Origin of the sequence: Halomonas qinghailakensis (assembly GCF_025820815.1) — a bacterium.
GTDB lineage: Bacteria > Pseudomonadota > Gammaproteobacteria > Pseudomonadales > Halomonadaceae > Vreelandella > Vreelandella qaidamensis.
On record NZ_CP096973.1, the window covers coordinates 2,433,776 to 2,459,167 of the forward strand.

The 25,392-nt window shown below is 53.2% G+C and carries 19 protein-coding genes; 7 read left to right on the plus strand and 12 right to left on the minus strand.

The genetic code is table 11. From position 1 onward, the window contains the following. The first annotated feature begins 94 nt into the window (after positions 1-94). Positions 95-1,615 (plus strand): acetaldehyde dehydrogenase ExaC, encoded by a 1,521-nt coding sequence (gene exaC, locus M0220_RS11330; RefSeq protein WP_030073945.1) that lies wholly within the window; start codon positions 95-97, stop codon positions 1,613-1,615. A gap of 121 nt (positions 1,616-1,736) precedes the next feature. Beyond that, positions 1,737-2,765: an alcohol dehydrogenase AdhP gene (adhP, locus tag M0220_RS11335; RefSeq protein ID WP_264017672.1), complete on the plus strand. Its 1,029-nt coding sequence runs from the start codon at positions 1,737-1,739 to the stop codon at positions 2,763-2,765. An 81-nt stretch (positions 2,766-2,846) separates the two neighbouring features. On the opposite strand, the gene betT is transcribed toward adhP, so the two are convergent. Further along, a complete protein-coding gene (gene betT / locus M0220_RS11340; protein ID WP_030073944.1) occupies positions 2,847-4,898 on the minus strand; it encodes a choline BCCT transporter BetT in 2,052 nt (683 codons plus the stop codon). Positions 4,899-5,102: 204 nt separating this feature from the next. Then, on the minus strand, positions 5,103-5,531 hold the full coding sequence (locus M0220_RS11345) for a type 2 periplasmic-binding domain-containing protein (protein WP_035536748.1): 429 nt from the start codon (positions 5,529-5,531) through the stop codon (positions 5,103-5,105). A gap of 254 nt (positions 5,532-5,785) precedes the next feature. Here M0220_RS11345 and M0220_RS11350 point away from each other — a divergent pair, with 254 nt between their 5' ends. Then, positions 5,786-6,718 (plus strand): alpha/beta hydrolase, encoded by a 933-nt coding sequence (locus tag M0220_RS11350; RefSeq protein ID WP_030073940.1) that lies wholly within the window; start codon positions 5,786-5,788, stop codon positions 6,716-6,718. A gap of 5 nt (positions 6,719-6,723) precedes the next feature. Here M0220_RS11350 and M0220_RS11355 read toward each other — a convergent pair whose 3' ends face one another. Genes M0220_RS11355 through M0220_RS11370 form a run of 4 tightly spaced genes read right to left on the minus strand, consistent with a single transcriptional unit; the run spans position 6,724 to position 13,181 of the window. Continuing rightward, entirely contained in the window at positions 6,724-7,443 is a 720-nt protein-coding gene (locus tag M0220_RS11355; RefSeq protein WP_264017673.1) for a response regulator, read from the minus strand. A gap of 16 nt (positions 7,444-7,459) precedes the next feature. Further along, complete coding sequence (locus M0220_RS11360; RefSeq protein WP_264017674.1) at positions 7,460-8,884, minus strand: ATP-binding protein; 1,425 nt, start codon at positions 8,882-8,884, stop codon at positions 7,460-7,462. Next, positions 8,884-11,982 carry an efflux RND transporter permease subunit gene (locus M0220_RS11365; RefSeq protein WP_030073934.1) on the minus strand — a complete coding sequence of 1,033 codons (3,099 nt, stop codon included), beginning with the start codon at positions 11,980-11,982 and terminating at the stop codon, positions 8,884-8,886. Before M0220_RS11365 ends, M0220_RS11360 begins: the two co-directional genes overlap by 1 nt. Next, on the minus strand, positions 11,979-13,181 hold the full coding sequence (locus tag M0220_RS11370) for an efflux RND transporter periplasmic adaptor subunit (RefSeq protein WP_264017675.1): 1,203 nt from the start codon (positions 13,179-13,181) through the stop codon (positions 11,979-11,981). The genes M0220_RS11365 and M0220_RS11370 overlap by 4 nt, the downstream gene beginning before the upstream one ends. A 218-nt stretch (positions 13,182-13,399) precedes the next feature. Between M0220_RS11370 and M0220_RS11375 the strand changes: the two genes are divergently transcribed. After that, positions 13,400-14,008 (plus strand): TetR/AcrR family transcriptional regulator, encoded by a 609-nt coding sequence (locus tag M0220_RS11375; RefSeq protein WP_030073931.1) that lies wholly within the window; start codon positions 13,400-13,402, stop codon positions 14,006-14,008. Here the strand turns inward: M0220_RS11375 and M0220_RS11380 are convergent. Then, the gene (locus M0220_RS11380; RefSeq protein WP_264017676.1) at positions 14,005-14,808 is read right to left on the minus strand and encodes a helix-turn-helix domain-containing protein; all 804 of its coding nucleotides are present in this window, start codon (positions 14,806-14,808) and stop codon (positions 14,005-14,007) included. The two genes, M0220_RS11375 and M0220_RS11380, sit on opposite strands and share 4 nt — an antisense overlap. Before the next feature lie 176 nt (positions 14,809-14,984). Between M0220_RS11380 and M0220_RS11385 the strand changes: the two genes are divergently transcribed. From M0220_RS11385 to M0220_RS11395, 3 genes are all read left to right on the plus strand, one after another. Beyond that, on the plus strand, positions 14,985-17,168 hold the full coding sequence (locus tag M0220_RS11385; RefSeq protein ID WP_264017677.1) for an OsmC domain/YcaO domain-containing protein: 2,184 nt from the start codon (positions 14,985-14,987) through the stop codon (positions 17,166-17,168). A gap of 258 nt (positions 17,169-17,426) precedes the next feature. Beyond that, complete coding sequence (locus tag M0220_RS11390; protein ID WP_264017678.1) at positions 17,427-18,890, plus strand: alanine/glycine:cation symporter family protein; 1,464 nt, start codon at positions 17,427-17,429, stop codon at positions 18,888-18,890. A 39-nt stretch (positions 18,891-18,929) separates the two neighbouring features. After that, positions 18,930-19,940 carry an asparaginase domain-containing protein gene (locus M0220_RS11395; protein WP_264017679.1) on the plus strand — a complete coding sequence of 337 codons (1,011 nt, stop codon included), beginning with the start codon at positions 18,930-18,932 and terminating at the stop codon, positions 19,938-19,940. An 11-nt stretch (positions 19,941-19,951) separates the two neighbouring features. Here M0220_RS11395 and M0220_RS11400 read toward each other — a convergent pair whose 3' ends face one another. The 5 genes from M0220_RS11400 to M0220_RS11420 form a co-directional block, all read right to left on the minus strand. Beyond that, the gene (locus tag M0220_RS11400) at positions 19,952-21,184 is read right to left on the minus strand and encodes a DUF3422 domain-containing protein (protein ID WP_030073922.1); all 1,233 of its coding nucleotides are present in this window, start codon (positions 21,182-21,184) and stop codon (positions 19,952-19,954) included. 71 nt (positions 21,185-21,255) lie between these two features. Beyond that, on the minus strand, positions 21,256-22,485 hold the full coding sequence (locus M0220_RS11405; RefSeq protein ID WP_264017680.1) for a nucleoside recognition domain-containing protein: 1,230 nt from the start codon (positions 22,483-22,485) through the stop codon (positions 21,256-21,258). Positions 22,486-22,569: 84 nt separating this feature from the next. Continuing rightward, positions 22,570-23,502 (minus strand): lysine exporter LysO family protein, encoded by a 933-nt coding sequence (locus M0220_RS11410; RefSeq protein WP_030073919.1) that lies wholly within the window; start codon positions 23,500-23,502, stop codon positions 22,570-22,572. After that, on the minus strand, positions 23,503-24,234 hold the full coding sequence (locus M0220_RS11415) for a hypothetical protein (RefSeq protein WP_264017681.1): 732 nt from the start codon (positions 24,232-24,234) through the stop codon (positions 23,503-23,505). Between the two features lie 88 nt (positions 24,235-24,322). Beyond that, on the minus strand, positions 24,323-25,258 hold the full coding sequence (locus M0220_RS11420) for a 2-hydroxyacid dehydrogenase (RefSeq protein WP_264017683.1): 936 nt from the start codon (positions 25,256-25,258) through the stop codon (positions 24,323-24,325). Positions 25,259-25,392 lie beyond the last annotated feature (134 nt).

The window sequence follows — 25,392 nt, forward strand, 5'->3', positions numbered from 1 at the left end:
TGAGTCCTGCCATCGGGCTATATCGTAATTGGCGCGTGTAGACAACACTGGATAGGCACCTTATTTAATAATCATAATACTCAGGAGCTTTACCATGATCTACGCCAACCCAGGTGATGCTGGTTCCGTTGTGTCCTTTGAAAAACGCTTTGGCAACTATATTGGCGGTGAGTTTGTTCCCCCGGTCAACGGTCAATACTTTGATAATATCAGTCCTGTTAACGGCCAAGTATTCTGTGAAATTCCCCGCTCTAGCGCTGAAGACATTGAGAAAGCGCTGGATGCAGCTCATAAAGCAGCACCTGCCTGGGGTAAAACCTCTGTTCAAGAGCGCAGTAACATCCTACTTAAGATTGCCGATCGTCTCGAGCAAAACCTTGAAATGCTTGCTGTCGCAGAAACCTGGGATAACGGCAAAGCGGTTCGTGAAACTCTGAATGCAGATATCCCGCTTGCCGTTGACCATTTCCGTTACTTTGCTGGCTGCCTGCGTTCACAAGAGGGTACGGCTGCGGATATCGATGCCAACACAGTGGCTTATCACTTCCATGAGCCGCTGGGCGTTGTTGGTCAGATTATTCCTTGGAACTTCCCGATTTTAATGGCGGCTTGGAAACTTGGCCCTGCACTGGCCGCTGGTAACTGCGTCATATTGAAGCCAGCTGAGCAAACGCCCGCTTCCATTTTAAAAGTGATGGAAGTCATTGGCGACCTGCTGCCTCCGGGCGTTTTGAACGTCGTTAATGGGTTTGGCGCAGAAGCTGGCCAAGCGCTTGCCACCAGCAAGCGTATTGCCAAAATTGCTTTTACCGGCTCAACGCCGGTTGGTTCGCATATTCTTAAATGTGCCGCAGAAAATATTATTCCCTCGACAGTAGAGCTGGGCGGTAAGTCGCCCAATATCTATTTTGCCGACATCATGAACGCTGAGCCGACGTTTATTGATAAAGCTGTCGAAGGTTTAGTGCTGGCATTCTTCAACCAAGGCGAAGTATGTACCTGTCCTTCTCGTGCGTTGATTCAAGAGAGCATGTACGACGAGTTTATGGCCAAGGTGGTTGAGCGCACTAAGACAATCAAGCGTGGCAATCCGCTAGATACCGATGTGCAAGTAGGTGCTCAGGCGTCTCAAGAGCAGTTCGACAAAATCATGTCATACATGGATATCGCCCGTGACGAAGGTGCCGAGTTCCTGGCTGGCGGTGATAAAGAGAGCCTGGATGACAGCATCAACGGCGGTTACTACATCCAGCCAACCCTGCTAAAAGGCGACAACAAGATGCGCGTCTTTCAGGAGGAGATCTTTGGTCCTGTGGTCGCTGTTACCACCTTCAAAGATGAAGAAGAAGCGCTGGCCATTGCCAACGATACCGAGTTCGGTCTGGGTGCAGGCGTATGGAGCCGTGATATCAACGTCGCCTTCCGTATGGGGCGTGGTATTCAAGCAGGTCGCGTATGGACTAACTGCTACCACCAGTACCCTGCCCATGCTGCGTTTGGTGGCTATAAGAAATCAGGTGTAGGACGCGAAACCCATAAAGTGGCGCTTGAGCACTATCAGCAAACCAAAAACCTGCTGGTCAGCTATGATATTAATCCACTAGGCTTCTTCTAGTAGCCAGCTTTGCAATGAAACCGCCCGGCCACTGCCGGGCGTTTTGCTACTCCCCTGACGCTTACTGTAACGATAAGAGCAACCACAAGTTGCCACATCGACAACCATCAGGAGTCGCATCATGGATAACACAATGCGGGCGGCAGTCGTACGTGAGTTCGGCCAGCCGCTAACGATAGAAGAAGTAAGTGTGCCTCGTCCCAAACGGGGAGAGGTGCTGATGAAAGTAGCGGCCTCTGGCGTTTGCCACACTGATTTACATGCAGCACACGGCGATTGGCCGGTGAAACCATCGCCGCCCTTTATTCCAGGCCATGAGGGGGTAGGGCATATCGTGGCGGTCGGTGAAGGCGTCTCCCATGTGAAAGAGGGCGATCGTATCGGCGTGCCTTGGCTCTATTCTGCCTGTGGCTACTGTGAACACTGTTTAGGTGGCTGGGAAACCCTGTGTGAGTCTCAGCAAAATACCGGTTATTCAGTCAACGGCGGGTTTGCTGACTATACCTTGGCGGATGCGGGCTATGTGGGTCGCCTGCCGGACGCCGTTGATTTCATTGAAATAGCTCCGGTGCTTTGTGCGGGCGTAACGGTTTATAAAGGCTTGAAAATGACCGACACTCGCCCCGGCCAGTGGGTGGTTATTTCAGGCGTCGGCGGCCTGGGACATATGGCGGTACAGTACGCGAAAGCGATGGGGCTCAACGTCGCTGCTGTTGATATTGACGACGGTAAATTAGCCCTCGCCGAACGGCTAGGCGCCACGGTGACCGTTAACGCGATGAAAACCGACCCAGCGGCGTATCTGAAGAAAACCATTGGTGGTGCCCATGGGGCACTGGTTACCGCGGTATCGCCGAAGGCATTTGATCAAGCGCAAAACATGCTGCGTCGTGGCGGCACGTTGGTGCTCAATGGTTTACCACCGGGGGATTTCCCGCTGCCAATTTTTAGCACGGTGCTTAACGGTATTACTATTCGTGGCTCTATTGTGGGTACGCGCAGTGACCTTCAAGAAGCGCTGGATTTTGCTGCCGAAGGCAAAGTCAAAGCGACCGTGGCGACCGACACATTAGATAATATCAACGACGTTTTCCAGCGTATGATCGACGGCAAGATAGAAGGCCGTATTGTGCTTGATATGGTGGGCTGATGTAGCGTGAACAGCTCTTGTTTATTGCACGCTAACAAAAACCCCGACCAAATGGTCGGGGTTTTGATTGAGGTATTCGGATCATTGCATCTGGGAATCTCCCGGCGGTTCGCCGATGGTACCTGGCATTGCTTGTACGTGGCCCATTTGCTGACCCGCCAGAGTAAGGAAGTGTAGGTGGCGCTCGTACTCTGCCACGAGATCACCAATCACTTGCCCACGGGTATAGCCGTTCAGATCTTTATCTTGACCGCCCTCAGCTAAATATACGTCCAAACGAACATAGAAGTCGTCATCCGCAGGTATAAAGCTTGGTGTGCGCATACGGTGCGGGCATACCTGATAGACAAAGCTAGTGGCGTCGCCCAGGTCAACCTGCAGCGTCAGATTTGGAAGCGACTCGCCATCAAGATGCTCTTCGGTAACGTTGGCGGTTTGACCACGGCTCTCAAGCTCCTGGGCAAATTGCGTCATTGCTGGGCGAATAGAGTGCTGAATGGTTGCCGCGGCACCCGCACGGTTGGAGGTGTCCAGCGCGCGATCTAAACGTTCACGCCAGTCGCCACCTGGGGCGCTACCAGCAATCATACGGCGTGCGTCGGCCTTGCTGCCTTCCAGTTTCAGGGCTTTATACATTCCCACCATCACCGCGAAAATCACCAATGAGAAGGGCAGAGCGGTAATTACCACGGCGCTTTGCAGAGCGTTTAAGCCGCCAGCCATTAACAGGGCAATGGTGATCAAGCCAATTACTGCCGACCAGAAAATACGCAGACGTATCGGGGCGTCATGGTTAACGTCACTCAAAATAGACGTGAAGTTGGCCAGTACCAGCGCACCAGAGTCTGCAGAGGTAATAAAGAACACAATTCCTAATACTGTCACTACTGCTGCTGTAATGCCTACATAAGGGTAGTACTCAAGCAGGGTATAAAGTGTAGTTTGCGGGGTGTTGAGCGCCTGTTCACCTAGCTCGGCTACGCCTTGGTTAGCGACTAGCTCAATGCCGCTATTACCAAAAATAGACATCCACACCATCATAAAGGCCAGTGGTATAAACAACGCCCCAGCGACAAATTCGCGGATAGTACGGCCACGGGAAATACGCGCTAAGAAAAGACCGACAAACGGCGTCCAAGCAATCCACCAGCCCCAGAAGAAGATCGTCCACCACATCTTCCACTCTTGGGCGCCTTCATCGGCAAATGCGTAGGTATCAAAGCTGGCACCTACAAAGCCAGAAAGGTAATCACCAGCGTTATTGACAACTTTATCAAGTAGTACCAGCGTGTCGCCGGAAAACAGTACAAATAGCATCAGGCCGAGCGCCAATAGCATATTGAACTCGGATAAGCGGCGAATGCCTTTTTCCACGCCTGTCACCACAGAGATAGTCGCCAGGATGACAACCATCGCAATTAATATAACTTGCACGGTTAGGGACTCAGGCACATCGAACATATAATTCAGCCCGTAGTTAAGCTGAATAACCCCGATACCGAGACTGGTAGCGATACCAAACACAGTTGAAATGACGGCCGTGATATCAACTGCATTACCAATAGGGCCGTGAATACGTTTACCCAGCAGCGGATAAAGCGCACTGCGGATCGCCAGCGGTAAGCGGTGACGATAGCTAAAATAGGCCAGCGCCATACCCATCAACACGTACAGCCCCCAACCGGAAAGCCCCCAGTGCAGATAGGTTTGAACGACGGCCTGGCGCATAGCTTCTTGGCTTTCAGGCGTTAGATCAGGCGGCGCTAAATAGTGGGCAACCGGCTCGGCAACGCTGAAGAACAGCAGGTCAATACCGATACCTGCAGCAAACAGCATAGCTGACCACGATAATAGCGAAAACTCAGGTCGTGAGTGATCTGGGCCAAGGCGAATGCTGCCAAAGCGCGACATGCCAATCATCACGACAAAGACTAGATAAGCCACAATCGCCAGCATGTAGTACCAGCCGAACGTTTTGCTTACCCAAGCAAGACCGGCATCGAAAAAAGTGCCGGCCTGCTCGGTAAATAGCATCGTCAATACTAAAAAGATGAGAATGCCCGCCACACTCCCGTGGAAAACCACAGGATTGAGTCGGTCGCGTGAGGGGAGGTTGGGGTTGTCTTTCGCCATGGAGGCGGACTCCTGTTGTTAAGACAAGGATTAAAAACAGCGTTATTTTTGAATGAACGTTCAAATAAAATACGTGGTTTAAGAGCTTACTTCAAGTCGATGGGGAGCTTTCAGCCCATCGTTAAAAGCGTTTTTCAGGAGTATAGAAACAAAAATGCCCGGCTAGGCCGGGCGTTAGAGCAAGGTTTGACGTTTAATAAACGCTTATTCTGCTGTGTCTTCCTCAGCAGCTTCGCCGTAGTGTCCGCGACGTTCATGGTCGCGCTTGCCATGACCGCCTTCACTATGGCGTCGCTCGTCATGTTTGTCAGCATGCATCTCGCGCATGGCATCGCGCAGCGCTTGTTGCTCTTCTTCGGTTAGGATCTCGGCCACCTTGGCTTGGTGCTCTTCGCGCAGCGACAGCATGGCATCACGATGTTCAGCATGTACTTCGTTTAAGGCAGTTTGTTGCTCTTCACTTAAACCGGCGCGCTGATAAACGTCTTGACGGCGCTCTTCCATGCGCTCCTGCATCGCTTCGCGGTCAATACCTGCACTGTTGTGGTGACCAGCATTGGCGCTGAAGGCTAAAGGCATAAGGGCAACGGCAAGTAGCGCAGGCGCAAATAATTGGCGTAATGATATGTTCATAGCAAACCTCGAAACATTCTAAAAATGGTAAGTTGTCGATATCAGTATCTAAGGGCTTGGTGTAAAACGTTTGCACAAAGTGTGCAACAACCGTGATCTTATCTTAGCTTACGCGGTCACAATCGCTTGGGCGGGGGCTTACGGTTTTCAAAACACGTATCGAAAAGACATGTTGAAACGTTGCGTCAAAGAAACGTGTTAAATAAACGTGTTGAGGAAGCGTCGTATTGAGGGGGCATATTAAGGAGTTTTAAATGCCAGATTTACGTCTTATGCGTCGATATCTGAGCCTAAGCGCGCTAGCTCTTTTGATGAGCGGCTGCGGTGCAACGCATCAAGCCAGCCGGGGTCTACCTGCCATTGAGCAGGGGATGCTGAATACGCCGCAAACCTTTACTCGACTACCCACCCAGCATTATACACCTGATGGTTGGGCGCAAACATTGAGCGCCCAGGTGCTGTTACCAAACACTTCAGCGACAGAGCGTCGACCAGCGGCACTCATTGTACATGGCGGTGGCTGGCGCAACCGTGGTCCTGACGACATGGAGGCGATTGCTGAGCAGTTAGCCGCGCAGGGATATGTGACAGTGAATATTGAGCACCGCTTTGCTCCCGAGTACCGATTCCCTGAACAGCTATATGATTTACAGCAGGCGATGAGCTGGCTTCATAGTAACGCTGAGCGTTGGCAAGTGGATACTGACCGCATCGTGGGCGTTGGTTTTTCATCCGGTGCGCATTTAATAAGCCTGCTTGCCTTAGCTGGCAATGAAGGCCCGCTGGGCGAACCTTATGGCGGCGAGCACGCAACGCTAGCAGCGGTGCTAGTTGGCGGTCTACCCAGCGACCTACTGAAGTTTGATGATGGTCGTTTGGTGGTCGACTTTATTGGCGGCACCCGCGCCGAAAAACCAGAGGCCTATGCGTTGGCTTCACCTGCGCGGCAAATCACACTCCAGGCACCACCGTTTTTTCTGTTTCATGGCAGCTGGGATCAGTTAGTGCCCGTTGATCACGCGACTGACTTCTATCAAGCACTCCAGGCCCAGGGCACCGAAAGCGAGCTGTACTTACAGCGTGGCTATGGTCATTTTGCCAGCTTCCTGCTTCGTGATAGCGCGATCGAAGCCGGTATCGCCTTCTTGAATCGTCAGGTTCAGCCGCAGGTCGTTGATAGCAAATAGACGGATTATCCTTCTGGCTGATATTTGTAACCAACGCCGTAAACGGAGCGAATAATCTCTAGTTCGGGGAGTGCTTCATGGATTTTTTTGCGTAGCTTCTTAATATGGCTGTCCACGGTACGTTCCGAGACAATGCGGTTATCCCGATACATGTGATCCATTAGCTGTTCGCGACTGAAGATACGTCCCGGGGACTGCATCATGACGCGCAACAGTTGGAACTCTACGGCGGTGAGGCCAAGGTCGTGCCCATTGGCGAGCGCCTGCCAGCCCTCTTCATCGAGTGTCACCGGTGCTTGCGGGGTGGTGGCTGAAGCGTCATCGACTTGCGCAGCGGCTTGACTGCGGCGTAATACCGCTTTTACGCGGGCAACCACTTCGCGGGGGCTGAAAGGTTTGCATACATAGTCGTCTGCACCTAGCTCTAAGCCTAGTAAACGATCAACTTCCTCGACTTTTGCAGTCACCATAATAATGGGAACGCTAGGCCAGTGTTGACGGATTTCTCGACATAGCGTTAGTCCATCCTTACCAGGCAGCATCACATCTAGCAGTATGAGTGCCGGAAGCTGCTGGGTTAGCCAGGGTATAACATCGTTGCCGTTGGCAATAATGGTCGGGGTGAAATTATTGTTTTCCAGGTAGTCTGCCATTAGCCGGGCGATTTTAGGTTCATCCTCAACAATGAGCAGTGAGGCGTCTTGGGGTGAACTATTCTCAGACATAGTCAGCTCGCTTAGGTTAAGAGGCAATAAATAGCGGGAAGCGCAGCGTCCATTTCAGACCGCCTAGCTCAGAAACGCCAGGCGAAAGCGTGCCGCCATGGGCATTGACTAACGCGCTAGCAATTGAGAGCCCCAGCCCGCTGCCGCCACTTGCGCGGTTACGTGAGCCCTCCACGCGGTACAGGCGTTCAGTTAAGCGTGAAAGCTCGCATTCAGGCACGCCTGGGGAGCTGTCTTCCCAAATAATAACGGCATGGTTAGCTTCGCAGATTAACGAAACCCGTAGCGCTCCTGGTGGCTGCGTATAGGCGCAGCTGTTATCCAGCAGATTGCTCCATAATTGACGCAAACGCTGGGCATCCCCTTGTATCATGATGTCGGGGGTAAGCTGGCATGACAAGGTCAGGCCGCTCTCTTCTAGCCAGCGGTCAGCATCGGATAAACGGCCTTTTAAGCTTTCGCTGAGATTCATTGGCGCTAGCTGAATATCCAATGCGCCTGCATCGCTTTGGGAAAGCAGTCTCAGGTCAGTGACTAACCGTTCCAGTTGAGCCACTTCTTGAGCCAGTGAGCTAAGATTTTCCTGGTTTAGCGGACGAATCCCGTCCTGCATCGCTTCGATTTCGCCGCGCAGCACTGCTAACGGGGTACGTAGCTCGTGGGCAGTATCAGATACCCATCGTGCTCTGGCGTCGCGGCTAGCTTCTAAGGTGGCTGCTAGCACGTTAAAGTCGCGTGCCAAACTGGAAAGTTCATCCCGGCCGCGTTCTGGTAACCGAGTGTGATAATCACCTTCGGTTAAACGTAGCGTTGCCCCTGCTAATGCTCGGGTACGTCGGCCTAGCCACCAGGAAAGCCCTCCTGCCAGTAACAGCGATGCCAACCCGAGAGAAACAACAATAAGCACTAAATTGCGCTGCTGGCGCTCTAGAAAACGGCTTTCCATGCGCTCCATCATATCTTGTGGAGGACGAAACCCAAGTTCTCCAATCGCTTCATTGTTTCCGCTTGAGGTCACGTCGCTATAAAGGGTGAGCCATCGCCAACCGTTTGAGCCGCGTGCGGTTTCAGCAGGTGGGATGACGAAGCGGCCATCGCTATTGCGTAACGCGAAGTCTTGGGTCTCGCCGAGAGGAGAAGGGCGATCACGGTGTTCCTGGCCAAGCTCAAAGCGCACAATATAGGGCCAGCGTTCTGGCGATTGCTCCAACCATTGCCAACTACCCTGAGTTTCCCAGCGAGTAATTAGCCCATCCGCCAGCAGCATAGCGCGCCGCTCTTGGGCTTGATTTAGATATTCTAAAAAGCCGCGATCAATACTGTAAGTCACTGCTAAAAACACGCTCGCTGCAATGGCTACGTTAACGCTTAAAATAGCCACAAAAAGCTTTAGACCCAGTTGGGAGGGGCGCCACTGGCGTAGTGAAGCGAGCAGTTTCATTAGCTGACTCCCTCATGGCTTGGTTGGGGTGGTTTGCTGAGCCGTTCACGCAGGTTTTCTAACCCCAGGTAGAGGCAGGGCACTACCAGTAACAAGATAACCGTGGCGAATAGCATGCCAAACCCTAGTGAAATAGCCATGGGTATCATAAAGCGCGCTTGGCGAGAGGTTTCTAGAATCATTGGTGCCAAGCCTAAAAACGTGGTGAGGGTCGTCATCATAATCGGCCGTAGGCGGCGGGTCGCCGCGGCGACGATCGCTTCGCGGGCATCCATGCCCTCACGACGCTTACGGTTAGCATAGTCAATCAGTACCAGGGCATCGTTAATCACCACGCCGGAAAGTGCCAGCATACCGAGTAAGCTGATAATCGATAATCCGAACCCCATCAACATATGGCCTGCGACGGCACCGACAATACCAAACGGAATAGCCGCCAGTACTAGAAGTGGCTGAAGGTAGCTACGGAAAGGGATGGCTAACAATGCATACAGCGCGGCCAGCATTAGCCACATGGCGTTGCGCAACGTGGCTAAATTGTCGGCGGTATCTTGCTGTCGTCCGCCCATACTCACTTCAAGCCCTGTCCAGGTATTGCTAAGAGTGGGGAAAACATCTTCTTGCAGTGTGGCGAGCACTTGATTAATCGCTTGGTCACCCTCGGAGTCAGCGGTAACCGTAATTATCCGACGACCATCGATTCGCTGAAGGCTACTAGAGGCCTGGCTTAACGTAATATCGGCTACGCGAGACAACGGGACGCTTAGGCCGTCAGGCGTCTGGATCGGCAGTCGATAAAGCTCATTGAGGCTGTCACGATCTTGCTCAGGCAGGCGTACCTCTACGCTGACTTCTCGGCGGCCGATAAACTGCTCGATGGCAGTAGCTCCCTGTAGCGGGCCGCGTAGCGCCTGGGCGAGTTCGTTCCCGGTTAGCCCTAACGCGCGCCCTTCGGCAGACAGGCGCATTTCAAGCTGCGGTTTGCCGTCACCCAGACCGCTATCGATATCGGTTAACCCATATTCAGCCAGCTGTTCCGCCAGCTGCGCAGCGGCTGCTTCTAACACTTGGGTGTTGGGGTGGGATAAACGCAGGCTCAGCGCTGCACCACTACCGGGGCCTCCGAAATCTGACTCAAAGCGCACGGATTGCGCGCCGACTAAATCGCCCGTTAAGTCACGCCATTCTCGTGCAATGCGCGATGGTGGCCAGTCATCCAGGCTTTCACTGGCGATGTCTAAACGCACCGTTAGGCTCTCGCCATCCAAGCGGCTTCGGGTACTGCTAAAGCTGAGGGTTGCCTCGCGTTCGCTTAGTTGCTCGGCGGCATCCAGCAGTTGTTGGCTCAATTCACGGCTAACGCTAATGTTGCTGCCAATCGGCAGGGTAACGCTGGCCTGAACTTGGTCTGATTCCACTCTGGGCATGAGTGAAAAGCCAAGTCGACCACTCATTGCCCAGGCAAGTGCGACACATAGTAAGGCGATGCCTAGCGATACCGTTAGTAAACGCTGGTTAAGCGCCCGCTGTAAGAATGGTTCAAACTGTTGATAAGTAAAGTGATGCAGGCCCTTTTGCATACGTAAACGAACGGCTTCAATGGGGCGCTGCCATACGGGTGTTTTGCGGGGCTTACGGGCGTGGGCGAGGTGGGCAGGCAGTATAAACAGTGCTTCCACCAGGGAAATAATAAATACCGTGATAACAACCACTGGCACGGTGGCAAAAATAAGCCCTAAAAAGCCGGGTAAAAACAGCAGCGGTAGGAACGCAACAATATTAGACAGAATCGCAAAGGTAAGCGGTGTGGCGATTTCTTGGGCACCCTTTACCGCGGCATCGCGAAGGGAATAGCCCTGCTCCCGGTAGCTGTAAATATTCTCACCGACCATAATGGCATCGTCTACGACAATGCCAAGGGCGATAATAAAGGCGAACATCGACATCATATTAAGTGAGACGCCAATCCAAGGCAGAAATAGCATTGCGCCCAAAAATGCCGTCGGGATGCCCAGCGTTACCCAGAAGGCCAATCGTGCCTCAAGAAATAGTGCCATGAGAATTAGCACCAGTGCCAAGCCCATCCAGGCGTTTTTTAGCAGCAGGTTCAGGCGGTCTTCGTAAATTTCTGAGCTATCTCTGGAAACATCCAGGCGCACCCCGTTGGGTAGGTTGGCGCGCAGCCGCTCCAGCTCACCGTAAACCGCTTGGGAAATACTGGTCGGCGTCTGATCGCCAATCTGATAGATATCCACCGATAAGCCTGGCTCGCCGTTATAGAACTCTTCTCGGTCGGTTTCAGCAAACCCTTCTCTTACGCGAGCGATATCGCCCAGCACAACGGGAGAGCCTTGGGTGGTGGTGAGAATGGGGAGTGCGGCAAACTCATCCGCACTGTTGCGGCGGCCCTGGTAGCGAATTAACCACTCACCTTCGGCGGTCGTAAGCTGGCCACTGGCGAGATCAAGCGCTTCTTCGGCAATTCGGCTGGCAAGTTGTTGATGGTCTAACCCAAAGCGCTCGATAGCTTCCTCATCTAAAAGCACCTGGATTTCACGTTCCCGATTGCCGGAGAGCTCTGCACGGGAGATGCCGCTGGTGGCCTGTAATTCTGCGCGCACATCCTCGGCGGCGTCATGCAGTGCGGCTAAGCCCACGGAACCATACACCTGCAAGCTCACCACGCTGCGAGAGCGGCCAGCCAGGGTAAAGCGCGGTGGGTCTGCTGCGTTAGGCAAGGTCGTGATAGCATTCACAGCCTGCTGGATATCCTGATAGGCCCGCATTACATCAACGCCGTCGATCAGCGTGGCGCTGACCACGCCGCTACCTTCACCAGCGCTGGCGGTTAATTCATCGATGCCTTCCACATCAGCAATGGCAGCTTCAACCGGTAGCAGCAAACTTTGCTCAACATCTTCCGGCGTGGCGCCAGGATAGCTGATGCTAACTTGGATAATTTCCGTTTCAAATTCCGGGAAAACCTCTTTTTTGATGGCCAGAGATGCCATTAAACCGCCGACGATAAACAGCACCATCATCAGGTTAGGGGCAACGCCATGGTCGACCATCCAGGCAAGCGGGCCACGGCGAATCATGGGCTGTCCTCATCACTGGCTGGGGTGTCTCCCCGCTGACGAATACGGACTTGCTGGCCTTCACGAGGTTGAGCCAAACCAGCAATTACCACGCGCTGTCCGGGCACTAAACCGCTGCGTACCAGAGCCGTTTCCTGCCCGCGATAGGCCAGGGTGACTTGGGTGCTGCGTAAGCGATCTTCATCATCTACCCACCATACCTGCTCGCCTGGGCGCAATGCTGCAGAGGGCAGGGCGATGAGCGGCTCTTGGGTTGTGCTATGAAAGGTAACGCGTAGCACATCGCCAAGGCGCAGCGCGGGACCATCGTGCTCAAGTGATAATGGGTCATTCACGGCAATCAAAAGCTGCGCCTGTAAGCCATTCTCTTCTAGGTTGGGCAGAATAGAAATTAAGTTGCCTTCTCGGCTTGCGCCTTCCAGCCAGCCTTGGCTGGTAAGCGTGACGCGGCTGCCGGGTGTTAGCCAGCCCAAGATATCTCCCGGCAACGAAGCGCGGACCCAAAACTGCTCGACACCAACCAAACTGAGTACTTCAGTGCCCTGGCTTAACAAGCTTCCTGCACCAACCAAGCGCTCTTGCACCATCGCTCGCCAAGGGGCAGCTAGCGTGGCACGTTCAAGATTAAGCGCCGCTTGGTCGCGGACTACCCGTGCTTGCGTCAGTTGAGCTTGAGCTTGGCGTAGCTGTGGTTCACGTAGTACTAGGGCGCGGCGCTCGGCGCTAAGTTGGCGGCCAAAAGATTCATACTCACTTCGGGCGCGCTGTTGCTCCGCTTGTTCTAGCGCTAACTGCGCCTGAGCGTTGGCCAACTGCGCTTCAGCATCTTCGAGAATTAGGCGTAAATCAGCCTGATCGATATACGCAACCGGCGCTCCTTGTTCGACGACCTGCCCTGGGAGTACGCCCTCCCCAAAGCGTTCTAGCTGGCCGGCAACTCGGCTGGCAAGCATAGTGGATTTTTCTGCTTCTACTCGTCCAAAGCCATTAAGTATGGGAGCTTGCAGCCGCTCTTCCGCCGTAATGACATCCACTAAGGGTGGTGCGGCGGGCGGTGGCGGCCGTCGCTCAACGCGGGGTGGCTGGCTGATAATCCACCAAGCCAAGGCTAAACCGCAGGCGAAGACCAGTAGCGCTGCCAAGGCACCGAAACCGATACGGCCTTGTTGAGAGGGTGCGTAAGAGTGGGAGGAGGTCATTACCGCGCGGCATCCGTTGGCTAAGGGCGAAAATTCCAGAGAAAATGGCGTATCATGCTAGCATCACCGATACGCAAGCAATGATTAGGTAAGCAATGTGCAAATAGCGTGCAACCCATTAAGCATCGCTGCAGCGTGCTGTCTAACCGCTGACGGGCCTAACAATACCTGTCATTATTATTTTGCAAAGCACTAAATTCACTGGTTAATGTGACGTCATGAAAAACACCGCCACTCGCGATAAGTTAATTGAAACCGGTGCCGAACTGATTGCCCAGCAGGGCTACAATGCGACGGGTATTAATGCCGTCTTAAAAACCTGCGGTGTGCCTAAAGGATCGTTTTACCACTACTTTTCCAGCAAAGAAGATTTTGGGCTGGCGGTGATAGAGCGATTTGCTAGCGAGTACGATGAAAGTTTGGCAACACTGCTTGAAGACGTTTCGTTGCCGCCGTTAGAGCGGCTACGGCGTTACTTCGCCACAGGGCGTGAGCATATGTTGGGCTGCGACCACACCACTGGCTGCTTGATTGGTAACCTTGGCCAGGAGCTTTCTGGCCAAAGCGACACCTTCCGTGATGCCCTTAATCTAGTGTTCCAGCGCTGGGAACAACGTTTTGTCGTCTGTCTGAAAGATGCGCAAAATCAGAACGATATTGATAAGGCGATTGTTCCAGAAGCCCTTGCCAGTTTTATATTATCCGGGTGGGAAGGTGCCATACTACGCGCTAAAACGCTTAAGTCAGTCGTTCCAATGGAGCACTTTGAGTCGATTCTCTTTGCCCATGTACTGACACCATCGCCGTCCTGCGAAGTACACTGCTAGTGACGTGCTCGAAAATGGTGCTCTCCGCTAGCCACATCATTGCACACGGCTGCCAGCAGCGACTCATCTAGCGACGGGTCGTCAAGTGACAGCAGGCCGCATTGAGCTAGCGCAGACCGCAAGCTTATCTGTTCATCTAAGCGCTGGTATACCACTCGCACACAACAGGGCATCCGCTCACTGTTATCTGCCACGCCCATTTTTAGCCCGGTTAAACGCGTTACTTGGCTTTGAAAGCTGGGAAACAGAATAGTTTGGGTAATTTCATGACCATTGAGTGTTTCGTGGTCAACTAAAAATAGTCGGTCTGCAAGTTTAACAGCGGTGCCTACGTAGCGGTTATGGCAAGGACGCGTGTCTGGCGCAACGTGCATTCTTTCTGTGCGCTGGTACACCACGCCTCCTTCTCTGGCTTCTAAACACACCAGCGTGCGCATCAAATGCCCAGGGCGCGACATCGAGTGATAAAGCTCGAAGTAGCGACCCAGATAACGTTCCATGCCTTCACTACCCCGCTGAATGAGCGCATTGGGCCAGGGTAGCGTGCTAGGTGAGGCATCCGCATTGAGCTGGCCTGTTTGCACCAGCGCTCGGAAATCGTGGTGGGGTAGGGCGATATCTTCGGGCGTTACTCCAAAAAAGTGGCAAATACGCTGTAGCGCGGCGTGGCTTGGATAATAACGCCCGCTAAGGTAGCGGTTAAACTGGGCACGGTTGATGGATAAGCGGCGGCAAACATCCGCAATGGATGGGTAGTAGCTGCACAGTAGGCGTAAGTTAGCCACAAAATCATCATGCATGGGGGCGGTTTCAACGTTCTCAGAAAGCGGCGGTGCGGCTAATGTGACGCTTTGGGCCAGTCAGTGCAATGCTTCCCAAGACGAAGCGGGTGAAAAACTGGATAATGGGCGGCAATCCGCCTATCGGCTTATGATGTTAATAGCCGAGGCACACTCATTGCTCCGGATGCCCGTTCATGGAAATTAAAGTCAATTACCTCGATAACCTCCGCTTAGAGGCCAAGTTCGACGATTTCACCGTTATCTCCGATCAGCCGATTCGCTATAAAGGCGATGGCTCGGCTCCCGGTCCGTTCGACTACTTCTTGGCATCATCGGCGATGTGTGCCGCCTACTTTGTTAAGGTCTACTGCAACGCTCGGGATATTCCTACCGAGAATATTCGCCTATCCCAGAACAACATCGTCGACCCGGAAGATCGTTATAAGCAGATTTTCAAAATCCAGGTTGAGCTGCCTGAAGATATTTCTGAAAAAGATCGCCAGGGCATTCTGCGCTCTATCGACCGCTGCACGGTAAAGAAGGTTGTTCAAACCGGCCCCGACTTTCAGATCGAGACGGTAGAAAACATCGATGAGGACGCCCAGGCACTGCTGATGGGCGCGCCGGAGGGCAGTGCTACTTATATCCCAGGTAAAGACCTGCCATTAGAACAAACTATCGCTAATATGAGCGCGATGCTGGCTGATCTAGGCATGAAAATCGAGATCGCCTCCTGGCGGAATATCGTGCCCCACGTCTGGTCGCTGCATATTCGCGATGCAGCTTCGCCAATGTGTTTTACCAACGGCAAAGGGGCGACCAAAGAGAGCGCGCTGTGCTCCGCACTGGGCGAGTTTATCGAGCGCTTAAGCTGTAACTTCTTCTATAACGATCAGTACTTCGGTGAAGAAATTGCCAATAGCAACTTTGTTCACTATCCCAATGAGAAGTGGTTTCAGCCGGGGCCGAACGATGAACTCCCCGCTGAAATCCTCGATGAACACTGTCGCGATATTTACAACCCTGAAGGTGAGCTGTGTGGCTCACATCTGATCGATACCAACTCTGGCCGTGAAGATCGCGGCATTGTATCGCTACCGTTTGTGCGTCAGTCCGATGGCAAAACGGTCTATTTTCCCTCCAACCTAATTGAAAACCTGTTCCTAAGTAACGGCATGAGTGCGGGCAACACCCTGGTGGAAGCCCAGGTGCAGTGCCTGTCGGAAATCTTCGAACGGGCGGTGAAGCGTGAAATCCTCGAGCAGGAGTTAACCCTGCCGGATGTGCCCCAAGCGGTGCTGGCAAACTACCCGAATATCGTAGAAGGCATTAACGCCTTGGAAGCCCAGGGTTTCCCCGTGTTGGTAAAAGATGCCTCTATGGGTGGGCAGTTCCCGGTTATGTGCGTCACCTTGATGAACCCACGTACCGGCGGCGTGTTTGCTTCGTTTGGCGCGCACCCAAGCTTTGAAGTGGCGCTGGAGCGCAGCTTGACGGAGCTGTTGCAAGGCCGCAGTTTTGAAGGGCTAAACGATCTTCCGCTACCAACATTTAACTCGCAAACCGTTTCTGAACCCAACAACTTTGTTGAGCACTTTATCGACTCGGTGGGTGTAGTTTCTTGGCGCTTCTTTAGTGCCAAGCCCGATTTTGAATTCAGCGAGTGGGACTTCTCTGGCAGCAATGAGGAAGAGGCCGCGACGCTGTTTGGCATTTTTGAAGAGCTGGGGGCCGAAGTGTACATGGCCGTACACGAAGACCTGGGCGCGCCGGTGTGCCGAATTTTGGTGCCGGGCTACTCAGAGGTGTACCCGATTGAAGACTTGATCTGGGATAACACCAATAAAGCGTTGGATTACCGCGAAGATATTCTCAATCTGCACCGCTTGGATGACGCTCAACTTACTGATCTGGTGGAGCGGTTGGAAGAGAGCCAGATGGATGACCACGCCGATATCATCACGCTGATTGGTATCGAGTTTGATGAAAACACCGTGTGGGGGCAGCTAACGATCCTAGAGCTGAAGCTGCTGGTTTACCTTGCGCTGCAACGCCATGAAGAAGCGCTGGACTGCGTGCAGATGTTCCTGCAGTACAACGACAACACCGTTGAGCGGGGTCTGTTCTATCAGGCGGTAAACGCGGTGTTAGAGATCACGCTGGATGATGAGCTGGAGCTCAACGATTACCTGCCCAATTTTCAGCGGATGTTCTGTGAAGCGACCATGGCAGCGGTCGTGGGGTCGGTGAGTGGTGAAGTGCGCTTCCATGGCTTAACGCCGACTAACATGCAGCTAGAAGGCTTGGAACGCCACCAGCGCTTGATCGAAAGCTATAAAAAGCTTCACGCGGCGCGGGCGGCTAAAGCGGGTAAGTAAAAAGCGAACCTCTAGTTGGCCGTGTCCACAGAGGTAAAATCGCACGGTGCGCAGCCTGAAAAGGCGCGCACCGTTTTTTATGTGATGCACTGTGGTGCAGCAAATGGCGCAGTTAGTGCATACAACTGCATCGCTGCGCCAAATTTAATTCTTTCCTATGCTTGGTAAAACGTTCTCCGCGGCGCGGTTTTAAGAAGCGCGACATAAAACGACGCGAATTCCAACATAACGCTAATACAAGAACGCGGAGAACATCACATGCTTGATATGCTCAATGAGCTCCTTTGGGGAAAGGTACTGCTAGTGCTGCTAGTAGGCGTTGGCATCGGTTTTACCGTTGCTTCCCGCTTTGTGCAGTTTCGTTATTTTAGCCAAATGTTTCGCATACTGGGGTCAGGTCAGGCCTTTAAGCGTAATAAACATGGCCACTTAAGTTCTTTTCAGGCGCTTGTTCTGTCCGTGGCGGGTCGCGTGGGCGGCGGTAATATTGCCGGCGTGGCGGTCGCAATTACGTTAGGTGGTCCAGGGGCTATTTTCTGGATGTGGCTGGTGGGCTTGATGGGGATGGCGACTAGCTTCTTAGAGTGCACCCTGGCGCAGACCTACAAAGAAGCGGAAGGCGATGGCACGTATCGCGGTGGCCCGGCGTACTACATCGTTAAAGGGTTAGGCAAACAGTGGCGCTGGCTGGCGGCGTTTTACTCGGTGCTATTGCTGCTAACCTTTGGCTTTGCCTTTACCGCACTGCAATCCTATGCGGTAGCGACCTCGTTTGGTGACGCCTTCGGTGTGCCGGTGCTTTACAGTGGTATTGCCCTGGCCATGCTGGTAGGGCTGATTATTTTTGGTGGTATCAAACGTATCGCGCGCATCTCGGAGTATTTGGTGCCCTTTATGGCGGTCAGCTATATCGCCATTGCGCTGCTGGTTATTGCCATGAACATTGGTGAAATCCCCAGCGTTATTGCGCTAATTGTAAAAAGTGCTTTTGGCCTTGAGCCGGTGGTGGGTGGCGGTATTGGTGCGGCCATTATGATGGGCTTAAAGCGAGGCCTGTTTTCTAACGAAGCGGGTCTGGGCAGTGCGCCCAATGTGGCGGCGGTAGCCTACGTACCGCACCCAGCCAACCAAGGTATTGTGCAGGCGTTTTCGGTGTTTATCGATACCGTGATTATCTGCTCGGCCACGGCGTTTTTGATTCTGCTCAGCGGTGTGTACGACCCGGCCGCAGGTGCTGGTGTTGAAGGCATCGCCCTCACTCAGGCGGCGCTTGCCGACCATGTAGGCGAATGGGGTCGCACCTTTGTTAGTCTCGCGCTGCTGCTGTTTGCGTTCAGTACTATTTTGTACAACTACTACCTGGGCGAGAACAGCCTCAACTTCTTTAGCCGCGACAACCAGAATCTGTTTAATGCTTTCCGAATCGCCATTGTGTTGCTGGTGTGCTGGGGGGCAACAACAGATCTTGGCACTGTGTTCGGCTTTGCCGATGTCACGATGGGCCTGCTGGCAGTGGTCAACCTTGTGGCGCTGATTCTGTTGTTTAAGTGCGGCCTACGCATCCTTAACGATTACGATAGCCAGCGTCGCCAGGGCATCAAACAGCCGATTTTCGATGCTAATCAACACCCAGATCTTGAGCTAGATCCGAAAGCCTGGGAGCTGGAGCCTGAAGAGGCCGAAGCGTTAAAGCAGCGTCTGGAAAGCGCGCCCGCTAAGTAAGCCCTCGCATGCACGAACGCTATTAGATAAGGAGAGACTATGCCCCGCGTACTCATGCTCTACACCGGCGGTACCATTGGTATGCAGCCATCGCCACATGGGTATGTGCCTTGCGCGGGGCTGGCCGAGCGTTTAACCGCGCACTTAGCGCTGAGCAACGCCGACAGGCTGCCATCGTTTGATGTGCTAGAAATGCGGCCTCTGATTGATAGCGCCGAGCTAATGCCCGACGCCTGGAACCGTTTAGTGGCACAGTTAGAAAGCCACTGGCAAGCATACGATGGATTTGTGGTGCTACACGGTACCGATACTATGGCGTATAGCGTTGCCGCGCTGTCGTTTATGCTTGGCGCACTCAACAAGCCGGTGATTTTCACCGGCGCCCAAATTCCTTTGGGGGAGCTTCGCAGCGATGCGCTGAATAATCTCGTTAGCGCACTGCAATTGGTGGTCCACCCTGCAACACCTTGTGAAGTAAGTCTGGTTTTTCACGACCGACTCCTGCGCGGTAATCGTGCGCGCAAGGTGCGCACTCAGGGCTTAGATGCCTTTGACTCTCCTAATTTCCCCTGGCTTGCCGAGCTTGGCATCGGTATGACATTTCCACAGCCCTCTGCGCTACTGAGCGGACTGCCTAACTTTGCGCCCATCGAGGTGGATGATGAGGCGGTAGCAATTTTGCCACTTCATCCTGGCATGTCGCTGCGCCGCGCCAAGTTGCTGCTGGCCGATGAACGCCTAAAAGGCTTGATTCTGCATAGCTACGGCGTGGGCAACCCGCCTAGTTTTGAAGGCGAGCTGTTAAAGGCGTTAACGGCTGCAAATGAACGAGGGGTCGCACTGCTCAACGTGACTCAGTGTGCCCAAGGAGAAGTCGTGCAGGGAGCCTACGCCACCGGCGCGGCGCTGAACCAAGCCGGTGTGATTGCGGGAGGTGACATCACGCTGGAAGCCGCCGTTGCGAAACTGACGGTGCTATTAGGTCGTGGAATAAGCGGCCCTGCACTGCGCAAGGCACTTGGCGGCTCGCTACGAGGCGAGTGCAGCTAACGAATTGCTTGCTAGTGCTTTTTCACCTTCCAAATTCGCCAGATTAGGATAGCTATAATGAGTGCGCTCAGTGGTGCGATGATGGAGGCGGCCACATTAGGTTCGATATCGACACCTAGAGCGCTTAAGCTCTCTAGCCCTAATTTCATCAAGCTGAAAATGTAGTAGCTGATGACGATGATCGAGAGGCCTTCAACGGCTTTTTGGATTTTGAGTTGGCTGCTAGCGCGGGCATCTAAACTCTGCAAAATTTTGTAGTTTTGCCTCTCGATTTCGACCTGGGTGCGGGTACGTAACAAGTCGTTTAAGCGTGTGGCACTAGTGGCTAGGGTTTCCACCCGGCGGTTCATGGCATCGCAGTAACGCACCGCCGGCTCAAAACGGCGCAAAATAAACGTGCCAAGCCGAGGATAATTGCCTAGTCGCTCTTCGCGCAGTTCATCAATGCGTGCCAACACAAGGTTGGCATAGGCATCGGTGGCGCTAAATCGCTGGCGTGTTTGTACAGCGCAGCGCTCAAGTTTCGCTGAGAGTAGCGTTAGGGCGTTGAGCAATGGCTCGGCAGGTGAGGTGTGCTGTTCGGCGTGCTGATGAGAGAGCGCTGATAGCTCCATTTCGTAGTGCTGCAACTCACGACTGAGCGCTTTGGCTTCCGGGAGCGCCAGCATCGCCATCATACGATAGGTTTCAATATCAAATAAGCGTCTTGCCATTCTGCCTAGTCGATAGCTATCCAGACTATCGTTAACCAGCAGTAGACGGTTTCTTTGTTGATCATCGAGGTTGAAATCGCTCCACACCGTGGCGTCACCGCCGCCTACCTGAGAGCCTGCTGGCTGATCTAACCCATAGGCGTCCACACTGCCTGCCCAGCGATGGGCAGTTTCCACGCGCAATACGCTGGCGCTGATGATTTGCTCGGCAAACTCCGCTAGCACACGGGCTAAAAAAGTAGGTGGTGTTGGCCATAGGCGAGGGTTGCTGTTGTTATCGTGCTTAATGGTCAGCGTAAAAAACTCGGTGTGCCGCTCCCATTTGATTAAGCAGCCCTGGCAACTGACTATTTGTTGCACCTGATCGGGTGTGATCGTGATGTCTGTTACTTCCGCTAGGCGGTTAAGCAACGTAGTAACGTTATCGCCTTCAAGCGTAAAGGCGTAATGATGAAGACAAGCAGGCCCCTCAAAATAGAGGGGCGGCCTCGCGTGTAGCTCGTTATGTAATGCTGCGTGTTGAGCATGCATGAAGCAAATTACCTGATCTATTGTTGTTACGAGTGTTGTTACGAGTGTTGTAAATTAGCTACCAAGCTGCGTTAGCCAAAGAACCAGTAGCAGACAGCAATGGCGGTGATAATGCCAGCGGCATCTGCGATCAGCGCGCAGCCAAGCCCATGACGAATACGGGTGACGCCAATCGCACCGAAATAGACTGCTAACACGTAAAAGGTTGTTTCGGTGCTGCCTTGCAGAGTAGCGGCTAGCAGACCAGGAAAACTATCGACCCCGAACGTGTTCATGGTTTCGATCATCATGGCCCGCGAGCCGCTACCAGAAAGGGGTTTTACAAAGGCGGTAGGCAGCGCATCCACAAAACGAGTGTCCCAACCAGCCCCTTCCACCAACCAGCGGATGCCACTTAGCCCTGCATCTAGAACGCCGCTGGCGCGTAGTACGCCAACCGCCACCAGCATGGCAATAAGATACGGCAGTAAGGTGACCGTAAAGCTTACGCCTTCTTTTGCGCCTTCGATAAAGGCGTCATATACCCTCACCCCCCGCAGTGCGCCGACCACTAAAAACATCATTACAATAGAGAACAGCGTCAGGTTACCTACCAGTGTTGAAGCTGCCGCCAGTGCTTGGGCCGACATCCCCGCCAACGTGGTGATTAATAGCCCTAGCGCCAGGGCCACAGCAACTAAATAAGCCAACACCACGGGTTGCCAAAGTTTTAATCGCTGCATCAGCGACACGGCTAGAAGTCCAGCCAAACTAGAGGCGCTGGTGGCCAACAAAATCGGCAGAAAAACCAGGGTGGGTTCAGCCGCGCCTTGTTGGGCGCGATAAATGAAGATCGTGACGGGTAGCAGCGTCAGTGATGACGTGTTGAGCACTAAAAACAGAATTTGTGCGTTGCTAGCGGTATCGCGGCTCGGGTTGAGACTTTGCAGCGATTGCATGGCTTTAATACCAATCGGTGTGGCAGCGTTATCTAAGCCGAGAATGTTAGCTGCAAAGTTCATGCTAATTAGCCCCATGGCAGGGTGATTGCGGGGCACTTCTGGCATTAGGCGAGAGAAAAGCGGATCAAGTACGCGGCCTAGTAGGCGAATCATGCCCGCTTTTTCAGCAATCGAAAGAAAGCCTAGCCAAAGGGTCATCGTGCCTAGCAGCACTAAAATAATATCCACGCTGACCCGCGCCATATCGAACAGTGACTGCACTAGGCGCGCAAAAACCTCGCTATCGCCACCGATTAACCACTGCCACAAAGACGCCGCAAACGCAGCAATAAAAAAACTTAACCAAATTCCGTTTAGCATGGCATGCAGGCATCCTGAGCAGTGAACGAAAAGCGTTTTAAACAGAGAACGCTGTTTATCCTACCCAATGAAAGCCTGCTATCGCTAACCTGAAAGCGAAAGAAAAAATAGAATCAGGGGGGGAGACAGCAAAGACAGGATAAATCCACTAACCACCGCAATCGGAACGCAGGCAACACCACCGTGCTGTTGAATCACCGGTAAGGTGAAATCCATAGAGGTTGCGCCGCCATAGCCAATGGCCAGTGCTGTGTGGCGATGAATAACGAGAGGAATCAGGATAAATGCCAACAGTTCGCGGGTCAGGTCATTGAAAAATGCCACACCGCCCATTAATGGGCCAAGTTGGTCGCCAATCAAAATAGCCGAAAGCGAATACCAGCCAAAACCTGATGCCATGGCTAAGCCTTCGTTCCAACTAAGCGAAAGAAGCGGGGCTGCTAGTAAGCCCGCCAGCAATGAGCTCAGCGCCAGAGTGATCGCGATGGCAAGCCCCAAGCGGTTCAGTAAAATTTGTTTAAGCGGCATGCCGGAATTGCGTAGCTGACAGCCGATCAGTACTAGCAATACGTATAGTACCCACTCTGCTAACCAGTCGGCGGTAGTAAACAGCACGTCACCGATAATCGGGCCGAGCAGTAGCCCAACCAGCACGCCCCCTGCCACCACGCCCACCAGCATTAATGAACCCTGCATAGCGGCGAGTTTGCTGGTGGGGGCGTTTTTCACGACAGGTGAGCTTCCGGCTTTAAGTGCCACGCGACGGGATAACCACCAGAGTGCCCCAAGGTTGAACAGCGTAGTAATGCTGAACAGTAGCAACGCGTTTCCGCCTAGCCTTGAAAGCTGGCTGCCTAGGTTTTCAAGCCCAGCGAGGCTTATCCCCATAAATAGTAGGATTAAATAAACCGAGCCACTAACGGCTCGGTTGATGAGACTGAGTAAGCGGGGAGAGCGAACGCGTACTAGGTAGCCCAGGAAAAGGGGCAATAAAACAATCAGTAAGCCAGAAAGCATTTAAGGAGCGCTATCCCCAGCAGGGTTGAAGTGAGTGAGGGTAAGAGAGGTCTGTCGACGTCCCTCTTTTTGGTATTCTGCCGTAAGAATCAGGCCTGGCCAATCTGGGTGGAAGTTTATTTGTAGATGCCGGTCTGGTTTTTCTTTATCAATTAGCGTGACGCGCGTTGTTTCGAATTCACCTGCAGGGACGCTAATAGTAGTGGAACCGTTAACAGTTTGCTGATCGACATAGTACTGAAAGTGTTCATCACGCCCACGGTGATCAACAAACTCGATATCGCAAGGGGCACTTTCTGTGCAGCCTTGGCGCCCTGCCCGTCGGGAAAGATCAAAGAGCGCAGTTTGGCGATCAAGCGAACTAATATCGCTTTCGTTGAGTTGGTAACTGTCACCGACTCCCAACAGTGAATAGCTGCTGTTATAAAGCAACGAATGAGTGGTGGCATCGTCTATTGAAAAGCGGCTGCGCTCTTCACCACGGGCAACGGCGACCGCAAAATTCATACTGCTTAGCCAGTGCTGTCCTTCATTACTTAAGGTGTGAGTTATCGTCGCGCTTGGCCATCCGCGTATTTCTAAGCGATATTGAGCCTGAAAAGGGTGAGGCGTCTGAAGAGCTTGCTCATCAGGTGTATCTGCTGCCGCTAAGCTGCACAGGGTAAGTATGCAGGCGCCTAATATTGCGCTTGCATACGTACGCTGCCTGTTGCTAAGTGTGACATGACGCAAAGGCCCTTCCTCCCTGTGACGTGTTCTCCTAAGAGCCTTTAGCAAGCGCTTGGTTCCCTGTGCAGTATAGCGTGCACTTGCCTAAGCGTCAGTAACCCGCTTCTGGGCTGACCGTTGCCAGCGATTCGCCCGCCTCAAATGCCTTGATATACGACACCACTTGATCAATGGCGTCATTTAGCGGTGTAGGCGCAGCCATATGAGGCGTGATGATAACACTGGGGTGCTGCCATAGAGGGTGATTGGCAGGCAAAGGCTCTTCGCAAAAAACGTCGAGCAATGCACCGCGCAGGTGTCCGGGATGCTTGGCATCGCCTAGCGCGTCAAGTAACGCCTGCTCATCAATTAAGCTGCCACGACCCGGATTAATCACGCTGGCGCCTTTAGGCAATTTCGCTAGCTGTTCAGCGTTTAGAATGCCTTTAGTAGCAGCGGTGTCAGGCAAAATAGTGACCACGCTTTGCACCTGTCGAAGCAGCTCATCGAGCCCTTGTTCTCCATGCAAGCAGCGCACGCCGTCAATCTGTTTAGGCGAGCGGCTCCAGCCGACGACAGGAAAGCCTGCCTGCGAAAGGGAAGTCGCCACAAAACTGCCAATGGCACCAAGACCTAAAACACCCACAGGCCACTGAGCTTTTTCAGGCACAGCGTGGGGCTGCCAACTGGCGCGCTGTTGTTGGGAAGCGTAGCGGTCCATACTACGGTAGAAGTGCAGTACACCGTATAGCACGTAATCTGCCATAAGTTCGCCCATGCCCGCATCGCGCAGTTTCACGATTGGGACGTCGCTTGGTAAACCTGGGGTTTTCAGCAAGTAATCGACACCGGCACCCAGGTTGATAATGCCTTTTAGTTGGATTTGCTCGTTAAGTAAATGAGCCGGTGCTTTCCAAACCGCGAGATAGTCTGCGTTTTGGCGCTCATTCTCAGGGGCATCACTGGTAAGTACGGTTGCCTGTGGCAAGGCCTCAGCAAGGGCGGTTTGCCACTGGGCCGCATCGTCGATATGTACAACTATTTTCATTTTTCCTCCTCACAGCAGATTAACTATGGTTACGCTACCACGGTGCGTCACAATTTTTGTCATAAAGGCTTTGACCGGCAACCAAGGGTCGGTGCTAGTATCGCCCTAAGACGACATTGGCGGGCCTACTGCGG

What these genes read in the sequence shown, in the direction of transcription:
- M0220_RS11400 (WP_030073922.1), bottom strand. Translation starts at nt 21,184, where the DNA reads ATGCATGCTCAACACGCAGCATTACATAACGAGCTACACGCGAGGCCG.
- M0220_RS11365 (WP_030073934.1), bottom strand. Translation starts at nt 11,982, where the DNA reads ATGATTCGCCGTGGCCCGCTTGCCTGGATGGTCGACCATGGCGTTGCC.
- betT (WP_030073944.1), bottom strand. Translation starts at nt 4,898, where the DNA reads ATGGCGAAAGACAACCCCAACCTCCCCTCACGCGACCGACTCAATCCT.
- M0220_RS11345 (WP_035536748.1), bottom strand. Translation starts at nt 5,531, where the DNA reads ATGAACATATCATTACGCCAATTATTTGCGCCTGCGCTACTTGCCGTT.
- M0220_RS11395 (WP_264017679.1), top strand. Translation starts at nt 18,930, where the DNA reads ATGCCCCGCGTACTCATGCTCTACACCGGCGGTACCATTGGTATGCAG.
- adhP (WP_264017672.1), top strand. Translation starts at nt 1,737, where the DNA reads ATGGATAACACAATGCGGGCGGCAGTCGTACGTGAGTTCGGCCAGCCG.
- M0220_RS11370 (WP_264017675.1), bottom strand. Translation starts at nt 13,181, where the DNA reads ATGACCTCCTCCCACTCTTACGCACCCTCTCAACAAGGCCGTATCGGT.
- M0220_RS11390 (WP_264017678.1), top strand. Translation starts at nt 17,427, where the DNA reads ATGCTTGATATGCTCAATGAGCTCCTTTGGGGAAAGGTACTGCTAGTG.
- M0220_RS11410 (WP_030073919.1), bottom strand. Translation starts at nt 23,502, where the DNA reads ATGCTTTCTGGCTTACTGATTGTTTTATTGCCCCTTTTCCTGGGCTAC.
- M0220_RS11375 (WP_030073931.1), top strand. Translation starts at nt 13,400, where the DNA reads ATGAAAAACACCGCCACTCGCGATAAGTTAATTGAAACCGGTGCCGAA.
- M0220_RS11350 (WP_030073940.1), top strand. Translation starts at nt 5,786, where the DNA reads ATGCCAGATTTACGTCTTATGCGTCGATATCTGAGCCTAAGCGCGCTA.
- M0220_RS11405 (WP_264017680.1), bottom strand. Translation starts at nt 22,485, where the DNA reads ATGCTAAACGGAATTTGGTTAAGTTTTTTTATTGCTGCGTTTGCGGCG.
- M0220_RS11360 (WP_264017674.1), bottom strand. Translation starts at nt 8,884, where the DNA reads ATGAAACTGCTCGCTTCACTACGCCAGTGGCGCCCCTCCCAACTGGGT.
- M0220_RS11355 (WP_264017673.1), bottom strand. Translation starts at nt 7,443, where the DNA reads ATGTCTGAGAATAGTTCACCCCAAGACGCCTCACTGCTCATTGTTGAG.
- M0220_RS11385 (WP_264017677.1), top strand. Translation starts at nt 14,985, where the DNA reads ATGGAAATTAAAGTCAATTACCTCGATAACCTCCGCTTAGAGGCCAAG.
- M0220_RS11380 (WP_264017676.1), bottom strand. Translation starts at nt 14,808, where the DNA reads ATGCATGATGATTTTGTGGCTAACTTACGCCTACTGTGCAGCTACTAC.
- exaC (WP_030073945.1), top strand. Translation starts at nt 95, where the DNA reads ATGATCTACGCCAACCCAGGTGATGCTGGTTCCGTTGTGTCCTTTGAA.
- M0220_RS11420 (WP_264017683.1), bottom strand. Translation starts at nt 25,258, where the DNA reads ATGAAAATAGTTGTACATATCGACGATGCGGCCCAGTGGCAAACCGCC.